Source organism: Sulfurimonas sp., assembly GCF_041563495.1.
Classification (GTDB): domain Bacteria; phylum Campylobacterota; class Campylobacteria; order Campylobacterales; family Sulfurimonadaceae; genus Sulfurimonas.
The window spans coordinates 22,820-41,577 of record NZ_JBFFMZ010000006.1 but is presented as its reverse complement, the minus strand read 5'-3'; the positions used below and the strand labels follow the sequence as shown (position 1 = coordinate 41,577).

The following is an 18,758-nucleotide window of genomic DNA, read 5'->3' as shown; positions in this document are numbered from 1 at the left end:
GTTAGTTTGAGCAAACTTCAAAAAATCCTGGTTCGGGCAAGGCGTCAGGTCTTTAGCGAAATGGTCGGTAACAATCCTTCTATCTTTCAAGGTGAAGGTTATGACTTTATTGAGCTGCGTGAGTATATGGCAGGTGACGATATCCGTCATATTGACTGGAATATCACGGCTAAGATGCAAAAACCTTATATCAAAATCTTTCGTGAAGAGAGAGAGCTTAATGTTGTGATAGCAACCGTGCTCAACGGAAGTGTTCATTTTGGCTCGAAGAAATTTAAACAAGAGACAATAGCCGAGATATCGGCACTTCTTGGTTTTTCAACACTCAAAAACGGTGATTTGTTAAGCTCATACATATTTACGGACAAGATGATATCAACTTCAAAACCGAGTAAAAAACTCCACCAAATCCAAAAAAATGTCTTAGAGATTTTAGATTTCAATGCAATCAATCAGAAGGTTGATTTTAAAGTCATAGCAGACACACTATTTAAACGATTAAGAAGAAAATCGCTTATCTTGGTCATAGGGGATTTTTTTGAAATACCGGACTTTAAACTGCTTGCAAAAAAACATGAAGTCGTAGCAATCATAGTAAGAGATATGCTTGAAGAAAAACCGCCTGAAATGGGTTTTGCATCTTTGGTCGATCCAGAGAGCGGAGCTATTTTAGAGGGTGATTTTAACTCTTCAAGCGTAGATGCCTATGCTAAAAAAGTCACGGCACATGATCATGAACTCTATAACACATTCAGAAAACATCAGATCAGGTTTACAAAGATATACACACACAGTGTAGCCAGCGTAGAACTCCGCAGATTGTTTGAGGGTAGATAGATGGTAGATACTAAACAAAACTTTGACATTCCACTGCATGATATTAAGCCCATAGTGGATATACAAGAGTATTCTCTTTATTACTTTATCGGAATCACTCTTGTTGTTCTCTTGTTGGCATCCGGACTTATTTACTTCATATATAAATGGTTAAAGGCAAAAAAAGCCTTTAACGTAAGAGCGGAGCATTTTAAAATCATAAATGAGTTGAACCTCAGTGATACAAAAAATGCCGCATATACAATAACCTCACTCGGGCTTACTTTTAAGGACGACTCGGAGAGACACTCAGAGATGTATGATAACTTGGTGCATAGACTTGAATCATATAAGTACAAAAAAGAAGTCGATGAGTTTGACTCTGAAGTGATGGGTTACATAGAAGTTTATAAAGGCATGATTGATGTTTGATGGACTTTTTTTTGAGTTCCCAAGACTTCTGTTTGTAATCTTTTTTTTCATAGCCTGTGCGAGTCTGTGCAAAATGAAACTCCCATCGCTGTACTTTCCTCATACGGGTCAGTTTATGAAAAACTCGGTCTCAGCGTCTAAGCTGTTGTTTTTTTTAAAATGGCTGGGCATTATCATGTTGATTCTTGCACTTATGTCACCTGTTAAGGATGAGCCGTATGAGTTAAAACCAAAAGAGGGCTATGAGATAGCACTTATCTTGGACTCATCGCAGTCTATGAAAGCACAGGGCTTTGATGTTAATAATCCTGCATTGACAAGATTTGACGTTGTCAAAGATATCGTAGGTAATTTTATCAAAGAAAGAACAAACGATAACATAGGTTTAGTCGTGTTTGGAGCATACTCGTTTATTGCATCTCCTCTTACTTATGATGAAAATATCTTAAATAAAATACTTTCACAACTCTACATAGGAATGGCAGGAAAATACACGGCACTTTATACCTCTTTGGCTCAGGGTGTGAATCTTTTAAAGATGAGCAAGTCTAAATCAAAAGTGGCTATTTTACTCACAGACGGTTACAGCACACCTGAAATTGACAGAATCCCTTTTGACGTGGCACTCGAAATGGCAAAAAAAGAGGGTATAAAAGTCTATCCTATAGGCATCGGCATGCCAAATGAGTATAACCAGCAGGTTTTGGTAAAGATAGCGGATGCAACCGGCGGTGTAGCTTTTGGAGCTGCAAGTGCTGCAGAGTTGCAAGAGGTATATAAGAAAATAGACGAGCTGGAGAAATCAGAGATAAAAGCAGAGACTTTTTCACACTTGAAATACTACTATATATATCCGCTTTTTATATCTCTTCTTTCTTTGATGCTTTATGTATTTTTGAGAAATAAAAGGGGGCACGCGTGAGTTTTTTACATCCTGAATTTCTATACTACATGTTACCGCCTCTTTTCATACTTTTTGCACTTTTGCTTACCCAAAAAGAGTCGCAAGCCCACTTCTTTTCAAAAGAGGTGATGGATAAGCTCAGAGTGAGCGCAAACAGTTTGACCCTTCGTGCCAGAAATGCTCTGTTCTTTTTAGTAGGCTTTTTTATAATCGTGGCACTTGCACAACCTGTAATAGATGACGGGGTTGTTGTGGTAAAAGCAAAAAGTGCAGACATCATGATAGCTCTTGATATCTCAGACTCTATGCTTGCGGAGGATGTTTACCCAAATCGTCTGGAGTCGGCAAAACAAAAAGCACTTACGCTTTTGCAAAATGCTCCAAATGAGCGCATAGGGATTATGGCGTTTGCAAAGAACTCTTATCTTGTCTCTCCTCTTAGTTTTGATACGGGTGCGGTCAGTTTTCTTCTGAGTCAGTTAGACACTACCTCTATAACCCAAAAGGGAACAGACTTCTCATCTATCTTGGATGTCTTTTCAAAATCATCTAAAAATGAAGGAGAAAAGTATCTTCTCATACTAAGTGACGGCGGAGATGCTAAAGACTTCTCAGATGAGATAGCACTTGCTAAAAAGAATAAGATAGTTGTTTTTATTTTGGGGGTAGGTACAAAAAAAGGTGCTCCGATAAAACTCAAAGACGGAAATTTCATCAAACAGCACGGGGAGATACTTGTATCACAGCTAAATGAAAATATTGCAGATCTGGCAACAAAAACAGGCGGTGTCTACATCCAAAACACGACTTCAACTTCGGATATAGGTGCGATGCTAAAAGAGATAAAAAGCATCTCTAAAGCTAAAGAGTTAAAGAGTGAGGAAGTTCACAAATATATACCTCTTTTTTACTATCCTGTAGCGATGGCACTTCTTTTACTTCTCATTGCCACAAGTTCTATGAGTAAGAGAGTAAGAGTTCAACTTCCATCTCTTCTTATTTTCAGTGCACTTGCTTTTGCAGCTACAGATGCAAGGGCGGGTCTGTTGGATTTTATGGATTTAAAAGAAGCTAAAAAAGCTTATGAATCAGGAGATTATGAAAAATCCGCAAAACTTTATGAAAACTATGGCGAGCAGTCTAAAAAAGGAGAGAGTTATTTTAATGCAGGAAACTCTCTTTACAAACAAAAAAAATATGAAGAGGCTGTAAACGCTTACGAAAAAGCGACTTTTGATAATGCAAGCCAAAAAGCGAAGAACTTTTCAAATATGGGAAATGCGCATGCAAAAGGGCAAAATCTTCAACAAGCCGTAGAGTCATATGAAAAGTCTTTGGAGATAGAAGAAGACAAAGAGACCAGAGAGAATTTGGAAATGGTTAAAAAACTTCTAAAAAAACAAAAGCAGCAATCTAAAGATAGCGACAAAAAAAACGATAAAAAAGATAAAAACAAAGACGATAAAAATAAGTCACAAGATTCACAAGACTCTAAAGATAGCGACAAAGACTCGGACAAAAAAGATAACAACAAAGATGACAAAGACAGCTCAAAGAGTAAAAAGTCTAAAGACAAAGAGCAAAAATCTGATGATATGAAAAGTGAAAAAGAAGATCCCTCAGATGCTAAAGATGAGAATAAAAATAAAGACAAAGAGAAAGAAAAAAAAGAGCAGTTAGAAAAGCTTGATAAAAATGATGATAACAAAAGTTCAAACTCCAAAAGCAAGGCTGAGGGCATCTCAAAAGAGAAAATGAGCGAGGCTGAAGAGAGAAAATGGCTAAATCAGTTAAATCTGGAAAAAAATACTTACCTATATAAACTGGGTGAGCATAAACCTATGAAGGAAACGGGCAATGAAAAACCTTGGTAAAATAGTTTTATTTTTGTTTCTAGCGCAGTATACGGTATTTGCCGGCGTAAGAGCTACAGTAGATGCTTCAACTGTTGAAGCAGGAGAGATGGTTACGTACTCCCTGCATGTATCGGGAGTAGACATAGAGAGACCAAATATCCACTCTCTTTGTGGAACTGACGTAATCTCAACAAGCTCGCAGACTTCTATTGAGATGATAAACGGAAATATTTCCAGAAGCAATGTGCTTAGTTATAAGTTCATACCTCAAAAAAGTTGTACGGTTGAACCTATTGAAATTGAAATCGACGGAAAAACAGAGAAAAGTAACTCAGTAAAAATAGAAGTAAAAAAAGTAGTTGCAAATAAAGATGCCGACTTTGTCTTAACACTTGAGACTCCAAGCAAAGAAGTCTTTGTCGGTGAACCGTTTGAGGTAACTCTTCTTTTTAAGCAAAAAAGAAATACTGAAGCAGTAGACAGTAAATTTATACCGCCTGAGTTAAAAGGCTTTTGGATAAAAGGCGAGTCAAAACCGACTACGACTCAAGACGGTGAATACTCAGTCACTAAAATCATATATACAATGGCGGCTCAAAGGGTAGGAAAACTAGATATCACCAAGGCTCAGATGCGAATAGCTTCAAGAGCACATATTCGTGACAGCTGGGGTTCATGGATACCAAAAATCAAGTGGAAGACTTATTTCTCTAACGAGTTAAGCCTAGATGTCAAAGCTCTGCCAGGAGGTGTTGACTTAGTCGGAAACTTTAGTATTCTAGCAACTGCCGACAAGACGGAAATAAACTCAAATGAAGCGCTAAACGTTACCATAGAAGTGCTAGGAGATGGTAATCTAGAAGATATAAAAAGTTTTAAACCTTACATAAACGGAGTAAGTGTATTTGATGAAAAAATAGCTATAAATGGAAATAAACTTACTCAAAAGATTGCTTTTGTCGCAGAAAATGATTTTGTGATAGCTCCGTTTACTTTAAGGTATTTTGATCCAAAGACTAAAGAGATAAAGACTGTCTCTACAAATGAGATAAACGTTAAAGTTAAAAATGCAAAACCAAAAGAAGAAATTACTATAAAAAGAGAAGAAAAAAAAGTTCAAGAGCCTGTCATTGTCAGTGAGAGTAGATTATCAAATTCTTGGATTGCAGCGATATTTGTTTTAGGTTTGATATCTGGAATCTTGCTTATGCTTTTTAAACCGTGGAAGTTTGCAAAAAAAGAAAAAAGCATATCGATAAAAGAGCCGAAGACTCTTTTGATAAAACTGCTTCCGTATAAATATGACGCAGAGGTACAAAATATCATAGATATCTTAGAGAAGAATCTCTACTCAGATGGCAAAGTGGAGATAGATAAAAAACTCTTAAAAGAGATAATTAAAAAGTATAATCTAATCTAGTATATCGTGAAGTTTATTGCCATCGTTCATGGTTTTATTTACTTCACTCCATTCATCATTTTCTATACTTTTTTTGAGCATTGCAAGTTCGCTTTCAAAGATCTCTATCGCTTCAAGCAGGTTTGATTTGTTTTGTCTAAAGATGTCTTCCCACATATTAGGTGAGCTTTTGGCAAGTCGGCTCATAGAACGAAAACCACCGGCAGCAAGAGCCAGAATATTATGTTTGTTCTCTTGTTTCATAACGGTGTTGGCAATAGAAAAAGATATGGCATGAGGCATATGTGAGATAAAGGCGGCATGGCGGTCATGCTCATTTGCACCCATGAAGTACTTTCTCATCTTAAGAGCTTTAAATATTTTTCTGCTGACTTGCTGTTGCGTTTTTCCGCTGTGTTCCAAGTCACATAAAACTACAACCTGATCTTCATAGAGACCTTCTACCGCTGCAGAAGGACCGAAATTTTCCGTTCCGGTCATCGGATGTGCCGCGATGAAGTTTTTTCGTATTGAATGCGGTACGGAGGAGACTATTTTTGATTTGGTACTTCCCAAGTCAATGATAGTTGTATTCTCGCCTACTTCTTCAAGGTTTTTAAGTGCTGAGATAACACCGTCTACTGGTATAGCCAGAAAAATTACATCATATTTTTTGACTTCTTCAAACTCTACTATTTGAGAGACTAAACCAAGTTCAAGTGCTTCTTTTTGGTGCTTCTGGTTATGGTCGCTTCCTACAATATTATCAATAAAATTCAGTTTTTTCAGACTTAGTGCAAGTGAGCCGCCCATAAGTCCAAGTCCAACAATTGCTATGTTCATATTATTCTTTTGTATTTAGTTGTAAAATTATGTCACAATTTACTTAACATTAACCTCATAACGGGTAAAATCTCTTCTTATTTTACAACTATGGACTTTTGATGAGAATATTTTTAGCAATCTTGCTAGCCCTGATAACAATTAACCTGTCTGCTATGACTATAAAGTCTATTAATTATGATGGAATGGTGCACATCTCCAAGCCGGTGGCATTGAGAATGTTGGAGTTCGAAGTCGGTGACACAATAGATGACAAAATACTCGACGAATCAATTAAAAAATATTTTAAACAAGGTTACTTTAACGATGTCTGGGCTGAGTTTGATGATGGAAACTTGACTTATCATTTTAAAGAGAAGGCAATTATCTCAAACATTGAGTTAAAAGGTTGGAAAGAAAACGACAAAGAAGTTTTAGACAGCGTTGTTCAGATAAAAAAAGGTTCTCTTTACGATAAGAAAAAACTAGAAGCAGCTAAAAAAAGAATCAAAGAAGCAATAGCCCAAGACGGAAAGATCGACAGTGTTGTAGAGATAGAAGAAGAGCATCTTGACAATGGAAGTATAAAAGTGACTTTCATTGCAAATGAGGGTGCAGAGATAATTATCGAAAAACTTCAGTACAGCGGTTTAGTAGGTTTAGAAAGTGATCTTTTCGATGATGTCATCGCAAATAAAGAACATGAATTCATGGGTTGGTTCTGGGGGCGAAATGATGGAGAGATGAAACTCTCGGATTTAGCGTACGACCCGCTAAGGATTCGTGATTTATATATGCAGTACGGATACTTGGATGCTAAGGTGGATGAGCCTTTTGTTAGAGTAAACTTTGACCACTATACGGCAGATATGAGTTATCAGATTGAAGAGGGCGAAGTATACTACATAAGCGGTATCTCCATCAATCAGGTTGAGCATGTTGTTGATGATGCAAAGATAAGAGAGGTCATCAGTTTAGAAAAAGGCGAAGCTTTTAATATCAAAACATTCCGTGATGATGCACAAAAAATTAAAACAATTATTGCAGATTTGAGTTATGCCTTTGTACAAGTTGTTCCAGATCTTAGAAAAAATAAAAAAGACCATACTGTTGAAGTTGTTTTTAAAATTACACCCGGTGATAAAGTCAAGATTAGAAATGTTTTGATTTCCGGAAACAATAGAACACTTGATAGAATTATCCGTAGAGAACTCTATCTTGGACCTGGAGATATGTACTCTCTCACAGACCTTAAAGATTCTCGTAACTCTCTTGGAAGACTTGGATTTTTTGACGGTAACACTATTGAAGAGAAAAGAATAGATAATTCAAACATGGATCTCATTGTTAAAGTTAAAGAAGCTCCTACAGGTAATGTTCAGCTTGGCGGTGGATATGGAAGTTATGGCGGACTTTTAGTTACAGTAGCCGTTAATGATAGAAATATCTGGGGTTCTGGGATAAATATGGGTATTAAGGCTGAAAAATCTGAAAAGACACAAAACTACTCCTATAATATTTCTAATCCCAGATTAAACGACAGTGATTTTAGCGGTAACTTCTCTATCTTTAAATCATTTTATGAATATAATGATTACAGTGTAGACTCAGATGGTATAAGTGTTGGGGCAGGTCATAGGTTCTCAAGACATATTAGCGGATATTTGGGTTATAGCTTTTCCGATAATAGCTATAGTAATGTAGATACAAATACTACAACAACCTATTATTTTGAGAGTTATGCAAAAAGTTCTATTGTAATAAGTATGAATTTTGACAATACCGATGATTTTTACCTTCCAAGAGAAGGATATGTGATGGGTCAGAGTTTTGAAAAATCAGGAGTAGGCGGAGATGCCGACTTCTTTAAAAGTAGAACGACTTTCGGCAAGTATATAGGGCTGGAAGATTACATAGATTTTGATGCTATCTTCAGATATAAAGCAAGGTTCTACTATGCAGCGGATACGGGATACCTTCCTGTAGCAGATAAGTTTTACATGGGTGGAATGGGAAGTGTCAGAGGTTATGAGTCATACTCTATTTCTCCGACTGAAACCTTGAGTGACGGAACTATCAGACGTATTGGTGCAAGACAGACTTTTTCAAATAACGTAGAGTTAAGTTTACCGCTTGTCCCTAAAGCCAAGATGAGACTTGTTACATATTTGGATTGGGGATTTATCGGTGATGATTCTTTAACTGAGTTTTCTCGGGGTGGTTATGGTGCCGGATTAGAGTGGTTTTCCCCTGTTGGTCCCATACAGTTAATGTTCTCAAGACCGCTTAACTCGCAAGATGGAGATAAAACATCATCTTTTGAATTTACAATGGGACAGAGATTTTAAAATTTAATTTTAAAATCCTCTATTCTTACCAATTTAGCTACAGCTTCTTTGCTAAGACGCATACTTTCTTTAGAATCTATTTGTAATACACCCTCATCAAAAGTTAATTCAAAGTCTATATTTCTAGGTCTATGCGAAAGAAGAGAGACACAAAGAGATAGCATGTAGCTAAGTGTATTAATAACTCTAGTCTCAGGAAGTAGTTGATAATATTTTTGTACATGCGTAGAAGATGGCAGCTTATTTTTGGCATATTTGCACAAAGTTGCGATAAGTGTTATCTGGTGATGTGTAAATCCATATTCCAGTGCACTTTGAAGCAGATAGTAGCTATGTTTGTTTTTAGAATAGAAATGTATACCGTTACCACTTGGATATAGTTTTGCGGCTATAGATAATTCTTGACGGTAACATGCATCAATATTTAAGTGCTTATGTGTTAAATCAAAGATTTTTTTTGCAAGAAAATTCAGTTGATTGGAAAAAGATATATCACCAACGTGTTTGTCTAATATATATCTTACCGAAGTATTATAGTGAACTGGAAATTTATCTGCAGAGCCCCTTAAAAGATCTGCGAGAAAGAGACCTTCTCTAACCCCGACACCGCTAGTAATAACTTTTTTAATAGATAGTTTTTTAAGGACTCTTTGTAAAATCAATGCTCCCGGTTTGATAATATCAAATCGTTCACTTTTGATACCAAAATTTTTTAATTCTTGCTCATTTGCTTCTAGAATGTATGAGATAAATTCTTCCAATTCGTAAGCAGTGTAGGAAAAAGCATGAAGTTTATTAAGTGGATGTTTTTTGTTTTTTAATATAGCACTTGATATTGCTCTAAATGTTCCACCTATACCAATCAGAGAAGTGGCATTTAGGTCATCAAGAGCTTCTAGTTTTGTATCTATGTAGTGTACGGCTTCATTTTTCTTATTTTTATCAAAGAAGAGTTCTTTAAGTCTTACTGTTCCAAGATCAAGTGAGACAGTATTTGTAATATCTTTGGAATTAATGATAGAAAACTCGGTTGAACCACCGCCGATATCAATGCTTAGAGCCTCTTTTTGAGGAGGAAGTAGGTTTGCACAAGCAATGGCACCAAAGTAAGCTTCCCGTTCGCCATCTATTATTTTAATATTTAATTTTAATTCTTTTTTTACTCTAAGCAGGAACTCTTTTTTATTTGGAGCATCTCTAAGTGCTGAAGTTGCGACACACAGAGTTTTTCTTGCTTTATAAGAATCTATTATGCTTAGGAAATCTTTTAGTGCATCAATGGTTCTTTGCATAGGAATTTCTTGAAGATTGCCATTGTTCTTGTAAGCATTCTCTGAGAGTCTTACTCTGCTTTTTGACTCATTGAGTAGGTGAAATGCAAAACGAGAAGTTTTTTCATATACTACTAACCTTACTGAGTTAGAGCCTATGTCTATAACTGCTACACGTTTTGCCATGTAATTGTACTTTACTCTTCTTCTTGGAGATTTTTATATTTGAATTGAAGTTCGGCAATAGATTCCACGTTATCTTTGTCTAAAACAATACAGTCAACAGGACAAACTGAAATACATGCCGGTTCATCATAAACACTTACACACTCGATGCATCTGTCTGGATCTATATAGTAAATAGGATCACCTTCTTCGATAGCAGTTGTCGGACACTCTTCACGACATGCATCACACGCAATACATTCATCATTAATTAATAGAGCCATTAGTAAACCTTATATTTTATAGTTGTTTTTTTATAGAATCTCTTATCTATATTTTACATGCTCGATTTATATCAAATTATAGCTTCAGTTTTTTTTAAACGATTATTTTTTTGGTAGTATACAAGACAATTTAGAGTTTATTTCAAGTGATGAAATTGTTCCTTCTATACCGTCCGTTCTATTCGTTATTTTTATCTTGGCACCAAGTGCATCTGCAGCGCTTTTAGCCAAGAACAATCCCAATCCTACACCAGATTTGTTTCCTTGCCTTTTAAACGGTGCAAAAAGATCTACACTCTCATCGATACCGCAACCTTCATCTATTATCTCTATAAGCAGTCCATATTCGCTTTGAGAGCTACGAAGTGTCACAGTTTTCTCTTTTTCGGTAAATTTGAGTGCGTTTTGTAAAAAGTTTTGAACAATCTGGTTTAATAATGAAATTTGCATTGTTGCCATAAATCCATTTGGTTCAAAACTAATATTAAGATTTTTACCTTCATTCTCTGCTAAAAGCCTAAAATCATTTGCCTTTTCACGAAGAAAAGCAATAACATCTACTTCTACAGGTTTTTCAAGTTGAGCGCCTTCTTGACGACCAATATTGAGAATATTAGAGACTATGATATTCATCTCATCTATAGTTTTATTTGTTGTTTTAAGAGCCTCTATGTATTCCTCGGGAGTTCTTTTTTTGATCAGGGTGACTTGATTTTTTAATTTTATAACGGCAAGAGGTGTCTTTAACTCGTGTGCAGTACCTATAAAAAGCTCTTTTTGATACTTAACGAAGTTTTGTATTCTTGCAATTAAGTGATTAATTGTGCTTCCGAGCGGTTCAAACTCTTGTGGAAGTTTTTCTACTTTTATAGGTCTCATGAGATGTTCATTCATGTTTGATAGTCTTGAACTAATAGTTTGTATTGGTGTTATTAACATTTTTGATAGAGCAATCGCATATACGATTACAAGTATAAAGCCAACAATATTAATGATAAATATATAACGAAGAATCTTATCCAAAAGTTTTTTAGTGTGTGTAATTTCTTTAGTTATTTTTAAATAACTGAGCTCATCAAAGTTAAACGGATATATAAGAGTCAAGTATGTGCGTCTTTTTTTTGTACTTTCATATAAATCTATATCTTGATTTAATTTATTGATTTGTATTATCTCGACTTCTATACCAAGAACTGTATCGGGAGCATCCGGATCTATCTGTACTAGTGCTTGATTGTTTGCAATTTTTTTTGCATATTGAATTAACTCTTGGTGTTTCTCGTCATATATTGAGTTTTCTATATATAGATATAAAAAAGATGAAAATATAAAAATTAGAGATGCAGATGCAACTATCAGTTGGATTAAGAAACTTCTTCTAATACTTCGTTTTGTAAGCATTTATGACCTTGATATAAATTATATACAATTATATCCTAGTATATTAAAATAAAAAAAAGTGTTTTTGAAGTTTTTGTTAATAAATTTGTAGTTTTAAGTAGAGATAGGTAAGAAGGAAGCTCTTCCTTCTTACCTTAAATAAATATTGTTAATTTATTTCTTTTGGGAAACAAAAACGGTAACCACGACGACGAACAGTCTCGATAGTTGTTATATTTAACGGTTTATCCATTTTTTGTCTAATTTGATTTATAGCGACTTCAATTACGTTTGGAGTAACTAGCTCAGGCTCTTCCCAGATTGCGTCAAGCAGTTGTTCTTTAGAAACAATTTGATCGCGGTGACGAGCTAGATGAGTAAGAACTTCGAAAGGTTTACCTTTAAGTTCTATTTCCTGCTCTTTATAAGTGATTTTTTCTTCTTCAGGATTGATTGTTAAATCTTCAATCTCAATAATGTTGCTTCCGCCAAAACGAAGACGAGCTTCAATACGAGCTATAAGAACATCAAAGTCAAAAGGTTTTCTGATGTAGTCATCAGCACCGCTTCTAAGCGCTTCTATTTCGCTTTCGTTATCATCTCTTGCAGATAAAACAACTACAACAGTTTTTGGAGTATTTGTTTTTATATCACCGATAATATCTATTGAGTTTCCATCCGGAAGCATCCAGTCCATTAAGACTAAATCGTAATTACGGATATCTAAATAGTATTCTCCATCTTTAAGAGTCTCTACTACATCACTTTGGTAACCAAATTCTTTTAGTCCCTCAGCAAGCATTTTGTTTAATGTTACTTCATCTTCTATAATAAGAATACGCATTAATTTTGTCCTATAAGTGAATATTTTGGCGGAATGATATCATAATTTTAGCTAAGTTTAAAGTTTTTTTCAATTTTTTTTAATAATTTTTTAACTTATAATTAAGATTGAGATTTGTAATGATTGCTCACACTTACCTTGCAGTCGGGTAAAATCGATGGTTTTGTTATCTTTATTTTCATGCTTTTTATGGAAGAAAATTCTTTAATTAACTTTAAATTCAAGCTATCTAAAGCTTCTTCTATGAGTAAAAATTCACTTTTAATCATAATTTTTTTTACTCTTTGAACAATTTCGGCATAGTTTATAAAGATGTCTTTGTATAAATAGTCTATATCAATATTGATTATTACATCTTGCGGAGTAACTCTTTCAAAATCTAAAATTCCAATAATGCATTGAAATTTTAGATCTTCGACATGAATGGTCACTACACTACTCTTTTTTCTTGGCCTTTAATAAGGCGAATAATATTTGGAATATGTTTATAATAAAGTATAAAGACAATAAATACAACAGGAGCGTGAGCCATATCAGGGTGAATATAGAAGCTGGATATTAAAAGTGCGGCTACACCTGTAAGTGATGAGACAGAAGATATACGAATAGTTTTAGCACCAACAGCCCACACAACTAGAGCTATGATAGTTTCAATAGGAAGCATAAACATCATAACACCCATGCCTGTTGCTATGCCTTTACCTCCTTCAAGACCTAAATAAGGACTAAAGCAGTGCCCAATAACTGCAAGAACGGAAATTCCCCACATTGTAGATTCACTTACTCCTATGAAATAAGCAACAATTAAAACTAAAATACCTTTAAGGGCATCCAGAGCTAAAGTCGCAGCTCCAAGTTTTTTTGCTAAATCAGGATTGCTCTCTTTTACAACTCTAAGTACATTTGTCGCACCGATACTTCCGCTTCCGCTCGCTTTAACATCTACACCGGCGAACTTCTTTGCAAGAAGCAGACCAAATGGGATGCCTCCGACTAGATAAGCTGCTATAAAAAACTGTACGTTTGTATTGAATAAAAATTCCATTGAACACCTTATATATTAATAATGACATTTTACTTTACATATAGTTATAAGTATATAAAATTCGATATAATTACAAAATTATAAATTAAGGGTTATTTGTTGAAGTTTACAAATGAAGAATTAAAACAAAAAATTATTGAATTAAAAGAGAAGTTAAGCGTAACTCTTGTGGCACACTTCTATCAAAGAGATGAAGTCTTTGAAATGGCAGATATCACGGGCGACTCTTTGGAACTCGCTATCAGAACAAGAGATGATGATGCAGAGTTTGTAGTCTTTAGCGGTGTCGGATTTATGGGGCAGAGCGTAAAGGTTCTTTCGCCTAATAAAAGAGTTGTTATGCCAAAGGCAGCTTGTTGTGCCATGGCTAGAATGATTGACTCGATGTATTATGACGAATCTGTAAAGTTTTTAGAAGACAACGGAATACCAAAAGAGAATATCTTGCCTATCACATATATTAACTCGAATGCTGATGTAAAAGCTAAAGTCGGTGAAATGGGCGGTATGGTCTGTACGAGTTCAAACGCTAAGAAGATTATTACGACGGCTTTAGGTGAAGGAAAGAAGATCCTTTTTGTTCCTGATAGATGCCTGGGTCAAAATATAGCAAACCAAATGGGACTAAACTCTTGTGTAATCGGAGACGGGAAAGACCCAAATGATGCAGATATTATCTGCTACAACGGCTTTTGCTCGGTTCACCAGCTCTTTACCGTAGAAGATATCGAGTTTTACCGTAAAAAATATCCAGGCATATTAATAGCCGTACACCCTGAATGTGACCCGGCAATTTGTAATGCAGCGGACTTTGTAGGCTCGACTTCTCAGCTTATTAAGTATATTACAGAATTACCAGAGGATCAAAAAGTTGCAGTGGGTACAGAGTTTAACATGGTTAATCGTCTAAGAGATAAAAACACTTATGTACTCTCTTCTACAAAACCTGAGTGTCCTACTATGAATGAGACTACACTTGAAGACCTTTATCTTACTCTTAAGTCTATTGATGACGGTGAACCTCTCAATGAGATACTTGTTGATGAAAAAACTCAAAAGTGGGCAAAAATAGCTTTAGAGAGAATGTTGGCATTATGATAAAAAAATTTGTAATAGACACACTAGCTGAAGATGTAGGTCGCGGAGATTTATATGCTTTAGTCGAACCAAGTGTAGACGCTAGTGCAAAAATTATTGCAAAAAGTGAAGGTGTCGTTGCGGGAGTAAAATACATAGATGTTTTGGCAGAGTTAGAAAACTTTGAGCTCGTTTGGTTAAAAAATGATTCTGAAGTTTTTGTAAAAGGTGATGTTATAGCTACGATCAGTGGAGACTCACATACACTCTTGCGCATCGAGAGAACTCTACTTAATATGCTTTTGCATGCAAGCTCTATTGCTACTCTTACAAGAAAATATGTAGATATTATCGAGCCATATGGTGTAAAGCTTTTAGATACAAGAAAGACTAGGCCACAGCTTAGAGTATTTGAGAAATATGCTACAAGAACAGGTGGTGCAGTAAATCACCGCATAGGGCTTGATGACTCACTGATGATAAAAGATACACATCTAAAGACGATAAAAGATTTAAAAAGCTACATAGCTAAAGCCAGAAAACAAATCCCATTTACTGCTAAGATAGAAGTGGAAGCTGAAGGTTTTGAAATAGCAAAAGAAGCAATGGCTAGCGGTGCTGATATTGTCATGTGCGATAATATGACTCCTGAGCAAATTAGAGATATTGTTGTTTATAGAGATGAAAACTTTACACATATCCTCTTAGAAGCAAGTGGAAATATTTCACTTGAAACAATCGAATCATATGCCAAAAGTGGTGTAGACGCTATAAGCAGTGGATCATTAATCCATCAGGCAAATTGGATAGACATATCTATGAAAATGGACTAAAGTTATAATACATGGCTGATGATGCCCAAATGACTGAAGATTACTACAATTTGAACGAAAAAGGAACACGTACCTTTTTCTACGCTAACCGCTTTGATACTAAAGAAAAATCTTTAACAGATTTTTTTGTGTCCTTCTAGGAGATTTAAATGGCTGATGATGCTGAAAAGACAGAAGAACCCACCTCCAAGAAGATAGAAGACGCCAGAAAAGAAGGCAATGTTCCAAAATCTCAAGATGCTTCCGGAGTTGTCACCCTTTTTGTGGCAATTCTTGCCTTTTTGATGCTATTTCCATATATGGCCCAACATGTAGCCCAGTTATTCAAGTACTACTTTTCACTTATAGGTACGCCGTTAGATAAACTTTTTATGCTTGATATTGCTATCGTGACTATAAAAGAAGTTCTTTTAGTGGTTCTTCCGTTGGCTGTTTCTGTAGCTGTTGCAGGGGTACTTGCTGCATTTTCACAATTTGGATTTCTCTTTACAGCAGATGCTATACAACCTAAATTTAGTAAGTTGGACCCGATAAAGGGCATGGCAAACTTGTTTTCCATTAAAAAACTAATTGAGGCGGTAAAAGTTACTTTTAAATCGTTTACGACTTTGGGCATAGGCTTTGTGTTTTTCTTCTACTTTATACTTGAACTCCCGACTGTAGCTCTGTTTGGGCTTGCCGATCAGTTAAATTGGCTCAAAGATAAGATGTTAATTATTGCTTTTGTAATGCTGTTGATAATTTTTGTGTTTGCAATCATCGATGTTATAATAGTCAGAAAACAGTACTTTGACGGTCTAAAGATGAGTAAGCAAGAGATTAAAGATGAGATGAAAAGCATGGAAGGAGATCCGTTAGTAAAAGGTAAAATTCGTCAAATACAAATGGAAGCATCCAGAAAAAGGATGATGGCGGAAGTTCCAAATGCAGATGTGGTAATTACCAATCCTACCCACTATGCGGTTGCTCTTAAATATGAAGAGACAAAGCGTGCACCGATAGTAGTTGCAAAAGGGATGGATAATATTGCTCAACAGATTAAAAAGATAGCCAGAGAAAATAATGTGCATATTGTTCAAAATCCGCCACTGGCAAGAAGTCTATATGCAGAAGTTGAGATAGATAGACAGATTCCGGAAGAACTTTTTGCGGCTGTTGCGGAAGTGTTGGCATACGTTTATAAAATGAATAAGAAATAGTGTATAATCACCAAAATGTGAGAGAAATATGAATAATATTTTAGATGGAATTGATAACGCAAAATATGTTATGATAGTTGCAGATGCGAAAAATCTTTCGTGTGCCAGTGCATTATATACACATTTACTCAGGATGCATAAAAAAGTATCTTTGGTCTGTGAAAGTAAAAATATAGATAATAAGTTCTCTTTTTTACCTTGGTTTGAAAAAATAAAGTCAGGTAGAATTACATCTGCAGATTTTATTATAGAACTTAATATCAGTAGTCTTGAACTTTATGATTTATTCAACAACAGTAATATAAAAATAAATCACAAAATGGCAACAGCATTGTATTCAGGGCTGTTGGTTGAGACTAGCGGCTTTTTAAATAGCAGTGTCTCTGGTACAATTTTTGCTGCTGCAAAAGAATTAATAGAGTGTGGTGCAGATTACAAAATTTGCACTGATTTCATAATGAAAAGAGCGACTTTGTGTGCGCTTAGATTAAAAGCAATAATGCTAGAGAAAATGATTCTTCAAAACTCTGCAAAAGCAGCTGTTTTTTATATCTGTGATGATGATTTAAAAAGAACTGGTGCAATACTTCAAGAGTGTGATGAGGTTTTAGAAGAGGCATTAATGCTTCCTTATGTAGAGTTGTCAGTTTTGCTGAACTTGGATAATGAGTATGAAGTGTTAAAATTAAAAGTTAAGGAAATATAGTTTGAGAAGAAGAAACGGTAAATCTTCGTTAGGTGTTAAGTTAATATTTGCTTTAGTGATAGCCGGTGCTGTATATGTGTATAGTTCTGCAATGTTTGAAAGAGATGTTCCAAATATAGGTATGAGTAATAATGGCTATTGGAACCTGAAAGAACCACTTAAAATAAATATTGATGATGCTAGCGGTGTAAAATCATATAGTGTGATATTAAAAAGCAAAGATGATGAAAACACCCTGCATTATGAGCAATTCATTACACCAAAAGGTTCTTTAAACATAGAAGTTGAGCCACCAAGAAGCGCTTATGCTATGAAAGATAAAAAAATAAAGATTATTGTTCAAGCTACGGACTCAAGCAAGTGGAATTTTTTAAACGGTAATACAGCAATCAAAGAATTTGAACTTAAGATTGACAAAAAAAGACCGGAATTGTCTATAATCAGTCACTCATATAAGATAAAACAAGGCGGTGCGGCTCTTGTCATATTTAAAGTAAGTGACGATAATTTAAAAGACTTTTACATTCAAACAAATTTTGACAAAAAATTTAAAGCTCAGCCATTTTATAAAGATGGCTATTATATCTCTTTGTTAGCATGGCCGGTTACGAGTCAAGACTTCAAAGCTACCATAGTTGCTAATGATTATGCTGACAATAGTTCAAAAATGTATGTTCCTTTATATATAAAACAAAAAAGATATAGAGTTTCTAACATCAAGTTAAGTGATAGTTTTTTAAAAGGCAAAATAACTCAGTTAGCAGAAGAGTTTTTAGAAACACAAGGTGTTGAAGAGCCTATAGAACAATTTAAAATAATAAATGAAAATGTAAGAGCCAAAAATGAAAAACTTATTCATGAGATAACTTCTAAAGTTTCAGATAAAATAATCAGTGATTTTAAAATCAATAAGATGTATCCGCTCAAAAATGCACAAGTGGTGGCTTCATTCGGAGATCATAGAAAATACTCTTATGAAGGCAAACCTGTAAGTGAATCATACCATTTAGGTATTGATATGGCTAGTAATGCACAAGCTCAGATAAGACCGCAAAATAGCGGTGATGTAGTATATGCCGATTACAATGGTATTTATGGGAATATGCCCATTATTCATCACGGACTTGGTCTTTATACTCTCTATGGACATTGTTCGAGTGTAGAGGTTAATAACGGTGATTTTACAAATAAAAATCAAAATATAGCAAATACAGGTAAAAGCGGCTACGCTATGGGTGACCATCTTCATTTTGGTGTTTTGATACAAGGTGTTGAAGTTCGCCCGGCAGAGTGGATGGACAAAGAGTGGATGAAGTTAAATATCGGTGACGTTATTAAAAGCGCTAAAGAAATTATAGATAGAAGTTAAGGAAATAG

General features: G+C 35.1%; 19 protein-coding genes. 12 read left to right on the top strand and 7 right to left on the bottom strand.

What is annotated here, in order from left to right; genetic code table 11:
• Positions 1–6: 6 nt before the first annotated feature.
• Genes ABYK18_RS07725 through ABYK18_RS07705 form a run of 5 tightly spaced genes read left to right on the top strand, consistent with a single transcriptional unit; the run spans position 7 to position 5,428 of the window.
• Positions 7–837: a DUF58 domain-containing protein gene (locus ABYK18_RS07725; protein ID WP_373036088.1), complete on the top strand. Its 831-nt coding sequence runs from the start codon at positions 7–9 to the stop codon at positions 835–837.
• The gene (locus ABYK18_RS07720) at positions 838–1,248 is read left to right on the top strand and encodes a hypothetical protein (RefSeq protein ID WP_373036087.1); all 411 of its coding nucleotides are present in this window, start codon (positions 838–840) and stop codon (positions 1,246–1,248) included. It abuts the gene before it with no gap.
• Positions 1,241–2,170: a VWA domain-containing protein gene (locus tag ABYK18_RS07715; protein ID WP_373036086.1), complete on the top strand. Its 930-nt coding sequence runs from the start codon at positions 1,241–1,243 to the stop codon at positions 2,168–2,170. The genes ABYK18_RS07720 and ABYK18_RS07715 overlap by 8 nt, the downstream gene beginning before the upstream one ends.
• Positions 2,167–4,026: a VWA domain-containing protein gene (locus tag ABYK18_RS07710; RefSeq protein ID WP_373036085.1), complete on the top strand. Its 1,860-nt coding sequence runs from the start codon at positions 2,167–2,169 to the stop codon at positions 4,024–4,026. The genes ABYK18_RS07715 and ABYK18_RS07710 overlap by 4 nt, the downstream gene beginning before the upstream one ends.
• Positions 4,010–5,428, top strand: coding sequence for a BatD family protein (locus ABYK18_RS07705; protein ID WP_373036084.1), 1,419 nt, complete (start codon positions 4,010–4,012; stop codon positions 5,426–5,428). Before ABYK18_RS07710 ends, ABYK18_RS07705 begins: the two co-directional genes overlap by 17 nt.
• Here ABYK18_RS07705 and ABYK18_RS07700 read toward each other — a convergent pair.
• Complete coding sequence (locus ABYK18_RS07700) at positions 5,420–6,250, bottom strand: prephenate dehydrogenase (protein ID WP_373036083.1); 831 nt, start codon at positions 6,248–6,250, stop codon at positions 5,420–5,422. The genes ABYK18_RS07705 and ABYK18_RS07700 overlap by 9 nt on opposite strands.
• Positions 6,251–6,351: 101 nt before the next feature.
• Here ABYK18_RS07700 and bamA point away from each other — a divergent pair, with 101 nt between their 5' ends.
• Positions 6,352–8,577, top strand: a complete 2,226-nt coding sequence (bamA, locus tag ABYK18_RS07695) for an outer membrane protein assembly factor BamA (protein ID WP_373036082.1) — start codon at positions 6,352–6,354, stop codon at positions 8,575–8,577.
• Here the strand turns inward: bamA and ABYK18_RS07690 are convergent.
• From ABYK18_RS07690 to plsY, 6 genes are all read right to left on the bottom strand, one after another.
• Positions 8,574–10,034 carry a Ppx/GppA phosphatase family protein gene (locus tag ABYK18_RS07690; protein ID WP_373036081.1) on the bottom strand — a complete coding sequence of 487 codons (1,461 nt, stop codon included), beginning with the start codon at positions 10,032–10,034 and terminating at the stop codon, positions 8,574–8,576. The genes bamA and ABYK18_RS07690 overlap by 4 nt on opposite strands.
• Positions 10,035–10,045: 11 nt before the next feature.
• Positions 10,046–10,297, bottom strand: a complete 252-nt coding sequence (locus ABYK18_RS07685; protein ID WP_373036080.1) for a YfhL family 4Fe-4S dicluster ferredoxin — start codon at positions 10,295–10,297, stop codon at positions 10,046–10,048.
• A 102-nt stretch (positions 10,298–10,399) separates the two neighbouring features.
• A complete protein-coding gene (locus tag ABYK18_RS07680) occupies positions 10,400–11,698 on the bottom strand; it encodes a sensor histidine kinase (RefSeq protein WP_373036079.1) in 1,299 nt (432 codons plus the stop codon).
• A 148-nt stretch (positions 11,699–11,846) separates the two neighbouring features.
• On the bottom strand, positions 11,847–12,521 hold the full coding sequence (hsrA, locus tag ABYK18_RS07675; protein ID WP_373036078.1) for a homeostatic response regulator transcription factor HsrA: 675 nt from the start codon (positions 12,519–12,521) through the stop codon (positions 11,847–11,849).
• Positions 12,522–12,622: 101 nt separating this feature from the next.
• The gene (locus ABYK18_RS07670; RefSeq protein WP_373036077.1) at positions 12,623–12,952 is read right to left on the bottom strand and encodes a dihydroneopterin aldolase; all 330 of its coding nucleotides are present in this window, start codon (positions 12,950–12,952) and stop codon (positions 12,623–12,625) included.
• Positions 12,952–13,566: a glycerol-3-phosphate 1-O-acyltransferase PlsY gene (plsY, locus tag ABYK18_RS07665; protein ID WP_373036076.1), complete on the bottom strand. Its 615-nt coding sequence runs from the start codon at positions 13,564–13,566 to the stop codon at positions 12,952–12,954. The genes ABYK18_RS07670 and plsY overlap by 1 nt, the downstream gene beginning before the upstream one ends.
• A 99-nt stretch (positions 13,567–13,665) precedes the next feature.
• Between plsY and nadA the strand changes: the two genes are divergently transcribed.
• The 6 genes from nadA to ABYK18_RS07635 are packed head-to-tail and all read left to right on the top strand — an operon-like array spanning position 13,666 to position 18,750.
• Positions 13,666–14,664: a quinolinate synthase NadA gene (gene nadA / locus ABYK18_RS07660; RefSeq protein ID WP_373036075.1), complete on the top strand. Its 999-nt coding sequence runs from the start codon at positions 13,666–13,668 to the stop codon at positions 14,662–14,664.
• On the top strand, positions 14,661–15,476 hold the full coding sequence (gene nadC / locus ABYK18_RS07655; protein ID WP_373036074.1) for a carboxylating nicotinate-nucleotide diphosphorylase: 816 nt from the start codon (positions 14,661–14,663) through the stop codon (positions 15,474–15,476). Before nadA ends, nadC begins: the two co-directional genes overlap by 4 nt.
• A gap of 11 nt (positions 15,477–15,487) precedes the next feature.
• A complete protein-coding gene (locus tag ABYK18_RS07650; RefSeq protein WP_373036073.1) occupies positions 15,488–15,616 on the top strand; it encodes a hypothetical protein in 129 nt (42 codons plus the stop codon).
• Positions 15,617–15,625: 9 nt separating this feature from the next.
• Positions 15,626–16,675, top strand: coding sequence for a flagellar biosynthesis protein FlhB (gene flhB / locus ABYK18_RS07645; protein ID WP_373036072.1), 1,050 nt, complete (start codon positions 15,626–15,628; stop codon positions 16,673–16,675).
• A 28-nt stretch (positions 16,676–16,703) separates the two neighbouring features.
• Positions 16,704–17,381 (top strand): bifunctional oligoribonuclease/PAP phosphatase NrnA, encoded by a 678-nt coding sequence (locus tag ABYK18_RS07640; protein ID WP_373036071.1) that lies wholly within the window; start codon positions 16,704–16,706, stop codon positions 17,379–17,381.
• 1 nt (position 17,382) lies between these two features.
• Complete coding sequence (locus ABYK18_RS07635; protein ID WP_373036070.1) at positions 17,383–18,750, top strand: M23 family metallopeptidase; 1,368 nt, start codon at positions 17,383–17,385, stop codon at positions 18,748–18,750.
• Positions 18,751–18,758 lie beyond the last annotated feature (8 nt).